The sequence below is a fragment of the Vibrio sp. V19_P1S1T109 genome (genome assembly GCF_002241375.1).
Classification (GTDB): Bacteria; Pseudomonadota; Gammaproteobacteria; order Enterobacterales; family Vibrionaceae; genus Vibrio; species Vibrio anguillarum.
The window spans coordinates 1-4894 of record NZ_NDIM01000126.1; the positions used below are offsets into that span (position 1 = coordinate 1).

At 46.6% G+C, this 4894-nt stretch carries 5 protein-coding genes; 3 read left to right on the forward strand and 2 right to left on the reverse strand.

Annotated features, from left to right (window positions below; translation table 11 throughout):
- Nucleotides 1-31: 31 nt before the first annotated feature.
- From B9J87_RS05815 to dapD, 3 genes are all read left to right on the forward strand, one after another.
- Complete coding sequence (locus B9J87_RS05815) at nt 32-925, forward strand: LysR family transcriptional regulator (RefSeq protein ID WP_064625837.1); 894 nt, start codon at nt 32-34, stop codon at nt 923-925.
- Nucleotides 926-1022: 97 nt separating this feature from the next.
- Complete coding sequence (locus B9J87_RS05820) at nt 1023-1322, forward strand: YebG family protein (RefSeq protein WP_094149717.1); 300 nt, start codon at nt 1023-1025, stop codon at nt 1320-1322.
- Between the two features lie 248 nt (nt 1323-1570).
- Nucleotides 1571-2602 (forward strand): 2,3,4,5-tetrahydropyridine-2,6-dicarboxylate N-succinyltransferase, encoded by a 1032-nt coding sequence (gene dapD / locus B9J87_RS05825; RefSeq protein ID WP_088721258.1) that lies wholly within the window; start codon nt 1571-1573, stop codon nt 2600-2602.
- Nucleotides 2603-2722: 120 nt separating this feature from the next.
- Here the strand turns inward: dapD and B9J87_RS05830 are convergent, their stop codons facing one another.
- Together B9J87_RS05830 and B9J87_RS05835 are read right to left on the reverse strand one after the other, a co-directional pair.
- On the reverse strand, nt 2723-3907 hold the full coding sequence (locus tag B9J87_RS05830) for an NnrS family protein (RefSeq protein WP_094149719.1): 1185 nt from the start codon (nt 3905-3907) through the stop codon (nt 2723-2725).
- 181 nt (nt 3908-4088) lie between these two features.
- Nucleotides 4089-4894: GNAT family N-acetyltransferase/peptidase C39 family protein (locus tag B9J87_RS05835; protein ID WP_094149721.1), on the reverse strand; the 806-nt coding region annotated here is incomplete at its 5' end.

Below are 4894 nucleotides of genomic sequence, written 5' to 3' on the forward strand. Positions count from 1 at the left end.
GAACACACGTTCAGATTAATTAAACAAAATTATGGCTGCCAATATTTCTCTTAAGCAATTGAAAGTATTCACTTCGATTACGCAACACAAAACCTTGACCCAAGCTGCAGAGGCGCTGTTTTTGTCAAAAGCGGCCGTGAGCATGTCACTGTCTGAACTGGAAAAACAGCTTGGGCATGCGCTGTTCGATAGGGTCAATAACCGTTTAATCCTCAATCAAGAGGGACAAAAACTGTTGCCGCTCGCCGATGAACTGCTAAGCCGTGCGAGCAACATCAACCAACTGTTTGACAGTGAGCAAACCCTCGCAGGCCAATTGCGCATTGGTACCAGTGATACGATTGGCAACCATGTTGCGCCTTATCTACTCAGTCAATTTCGCCAGCAAACCCAACACATCTCGCAAAGTTTGTTTATTTCCAACTCGGCGCTGATTTGCCAAAAGTTGGTCGATTACGAACTGGATCTTGCTTTGATTGAAGGAAAAACACTGCACCCAGAGCTGATTTCAACGCCTTTTTCACACGATGAAATGTGTATTATTTGCGCACCCGAACATCCACTCACAATAATAAATCAGCTCACCCTCAATGATTTCGAACAGAGCCAATGGGTATTGCGTGAAGCGGGTTCTGGCTCGCGAGAGTTTTTCTTACGGGCTATCGCACCACGACTTGAGCAGTGGCATGAAGCCTTTGAATTGAATACCACTGAAGCCTTAATCAACAGTGTTTCGGCAGGGTTAGGTTTGGGCTGTTTATCCACCCTTGCTGCGCATTCAGCACTGCAAGATGGCCGGGTTAAAAGACTCGATGTTCCGCTGGACATGAAACGCCGTTTTTGGCTATTGGTGCATAAAGAAAAATACCAAAGCCCACTGCTCAAACACTTTATTGAATTTTGTTATCAATGGAACAAAGAGTAGCCATCCACCTCTCACTTTTTCCTGCTCACCTAGACTTCATGGTTTAAAAACTGTATAAACAGCCAGTAGAATTAATGACTAAGTTAGAGGATTAACCATGGCTGTAATCGTCAAGTACGTGGTGGAACGCAACGGAGAAGAAAAGATGACTTTTACCTCTAAAGCAGACGCTGACGCTTATGACAAAATGCTCGATATGGCAGATGAGCTTTTCGAACTGTTAGGGAAAAGTGAGTTACTAGAAGATGAAGCCAAGCAAGAAGCTTTGGCGATGTTCTTAGCGCAAAATAAAGAAGAAGTGCTTTACGCACTTGGCGCAAAGCGCAAGCCTGCACCGGCTAAGCCTAAAAAAGCCAAAGCGATAAAAGACGAAGCACCAGAAGAAGATGCAGCTTAAGGCGATTAAACGCTTAACTTAAGATAATAGAACGTGAAAAGGCCGCTGCTTCGTCAGCGGTTTTGTATTTCTGTCTAAAGAAATACATCGCTAAAAAGACAAAAGGTATCGTTTTACGGACTTTCTCCCCTTTTGCCCTTTCCTACCCCTGCCTCACTCTTTATGATGCTTGATAAATCGAGTGCGCCGCAATGATGCTCAACCTACGCTGGCGAGCGCATCAATAGTGACAACATGGAGATATCAAAATGGCTTACTTTGCACTTGCCTTTGGCACGGCAACCAAAAACCGTGATGGAAAAATTATTGAAGCGTTTTTTCCAGCGCCAATTCTCAACCCAAGTGACGCACTAGTGAGCGAGCTTGCTCAAGTCTCTGGTTATGGCGAAGGCAACCAGTATATCGACATCTCAACCGAGCAAAGCGCCCAACTCGCCGCGATATTTGCTCAACATGATCAGGCTAACAATGCCAGTTTTGCCGATAAAGCCGCTAACGCCTCACAACCACTGGTGCTGGTTATTTTAGCTTCCGACGAACAGCCTCAATCAGTCGCTGAAGGCTTTTTGAAGCTACAACTGATTTCACACCGTTTAGTGAAACCACACGGTACTGTGCTTGATGGTATTTTTGGCCTGCTGCACAACATCGCATGGACCAATGAGGGTCCTATCGATCTACCTGAACTAGCGGATCGTCAAATTGAAGCTCGCCTTGCAGGCCGAGCTTTAACGGTAGATTGTGTCGATAAATTCCCGAAAATGGTTGATTACATTGTCCCAGCGGGCATCCGTATTGCGGATACCTCGCGCGTTCGCCTTGGCGCGCACGTGGGCGAAGGTACCACTGTGATGCATGAAGGTTTTATCAACTTCAACGCTGGTACAACAGGCGTGAGCATGGTTGAAGGGCGTATTTCTGCTGGTGTGGTTGTTGGTAATGGATCGGACATCGGCGGTGGCGCTTCTATCATGGGTACGCTTTCTGGCGGCGGTAAGGTCGTGGTCTCTATCGGTGAAAACTCACTGCTTGGCGCAAATGCAGGCTTAGGTTTCCCACTCGGCGATCGCTGCACAATAGAATCAGGTTTGTACGTAACTGCTGGCACTAAAGTGCGTATGCTCGATAACCAAGGCCAAGAAGTGGAAATCGTCAAAGCACGTGATTTAGCTGGTGTATCGGATCTACTTTTCCGTCGCAACTCGATCACTGGTCAAATTGAGTGTTTAGCCAATAAATCAGCCGTTGAACTGAACAGCATGCTGCACAGCCATAACTGATCCAGTTTTTCTGATAAAAAGGCTTGGCCATGTGCCAAGCCTTTTTCTTTTGCGCGCTTTCTACTGCTAGGCTACTTTCTACTTTTTTATTTTGCTACTTCCACGTTACGAGCCAAACCGTTATCCCGGGTGGCCATCGACTCTCGGCGTAAGTAACATCGTGCCGAATTTCCACACAAACAGAGTAAAAGCCAATATCCAGAGTGCGGCACTGATATTCACCATCAAAAAGAGTTGTGCTGGAAAAAACGCTACACCGAGGCTGCGTACCAATGCCGACATCATCAAAGCCGCAAACGCAATACTCATTTTAGGCCCTTGATAAATCGCCCTGCCGGTATGCCCCATGGTCACGCGTGCAATCATCGACAAAATCAAGCTTGAGATGGCTCCAATAGCAAAGAGATGGATCAGGTTATGAGTGACATATACATCATCAATTAACCCGCGCAGTAATAAGCTCAAAGGAATGCAGGCATACGCAGCGTGCAGCGACCAAACCAGAGGCTCACTCAATGTTAGCCATGGTTTCCAACGCATCCAACGTACCCACTGCGCTAACCCAGCCAGTAACATGATAGGCTGACCAATCTGCACCATCGTCAGCGGGAAGAAACTCAAAATAAACAAGGCCGCAATGGGTGCATTGGCTAACCAATCGAGCCATACCCATGGCTGTGCTTTTTCAAAGTTAAAACGCCTTGCGCTGAAGAAAGGGATCACGCGTGCTCCCATGACTGATAGCAACAATGTGAACCACCACAACATCGCCTGCCATACCGCCGCTGAGCTAAAGGGCGGCATTCCTTTAATGGTGGCATAACTCGCAAAGTTCGCGCCGATCGCTAAAATAAACAGCGGCACAAAAAAGAGATTTTTCCAGCCTTTCGCTTGCACTACTCGGCAGCCAATTTCATAGGCTGAAGCGGCCAAAAAAAGCGCTTCGACAGAAGAGATGACCCACAAAGGTGTCGGCGTCCACAATAAGATTCGAGGCGCTAGCCACAAGGCGACTAACACGGCTAAGCGATAATGTTTCGTGCCATTAATGCCAGTCCAGTTCTGTACGGCAGTCAATAGAAAACCGACCACAATTGCCATAGCAAAACCAAACAGCATTTCATGTACATGCCACCACAGCGCAGGAACTTGCAATGCCGATGGCTGACCGGTTTGAAACATCCAGACCCATAACGTCACCGCTAAAACGGCATATACGCTACCAAGTAGGAAAAAGGGACGAAAACCAAGGCGCAACCAAGCGGGTATGCGTTGTTCTACTTTTATATCGGTAATATTGAGCACTGTGACCTCTTACGGCGGTGGTGGATATCATGACAGACGACCAACACCACAAGCACAATTCAAGCCAATAAAAACACCCAATAAAAACAATAAAATAAGAAATATCACTCAAAAAAAAAGAGTCATAACAACTCAAGAAAAAACAGTCATTATGACTCAATGAACTCATTTAAACTCTATCCTAACCAGTGGTTACACGCATAGCACTGCGGTTCGAGCTAATCACCACACAAGCCGTCTGTTTTTGTTTACCAAAACCGATGATTTGTGACAGCGCTTTTTTGCCGACCGGAATGAAAGCCGAAGCCATCGCATCCGCTTCTGTTTCTGCATGTGGATCGTGAATGAAGAAGAATTTATCGCTCATACCACTGAGTACGATCCAATGCGGCTCTTTCTTACCATCGAAACGATAAGTGCTGATGAGTAGCAGCACACATGCCCCTTCCGTCACCCACGCTTCTAGTTGCTCTTGACTCGGTGGTGCATCAATCATCGCCACATCTTGATGACTAAGCTGCTCACAAAAATCAAGATGAACCAATTCGATAACTTGTTTTTTATTGGCATCTCGCACGCTATCAATAAAAGGCGTGCTTTTGGATTGGCTCCACAGCTCCACATGATAACCGCGTCGACTAGCAGCCAATGCCAACCCTTGGCCGCTGCACCCACCGTGCCCCGCCGCCATAAAAATCGTTGTCGCTTCTCGCCACAGTTGCAGCTCAGCGGTGCGACTCGGCTCAAACGATTTAGACAAGCAAGAAAAGCTCATCAGCAAGCATGCCGCACCGCAAGTAAATGGCGTAGTCTGAACATAAAGTGGCATCGGTAATTGCACCTTAGGCCCTTGTGGCGACAAGCGTTTTTGCATCCGGCGTCCATTACACAAATCATCGTAATAATGGATAAGAAATTTCAGGGTTTTATAGCCCATTTTTTCATATAAATTTATCGCTGCCGTATTGTCTTCACGCACTTCTAATC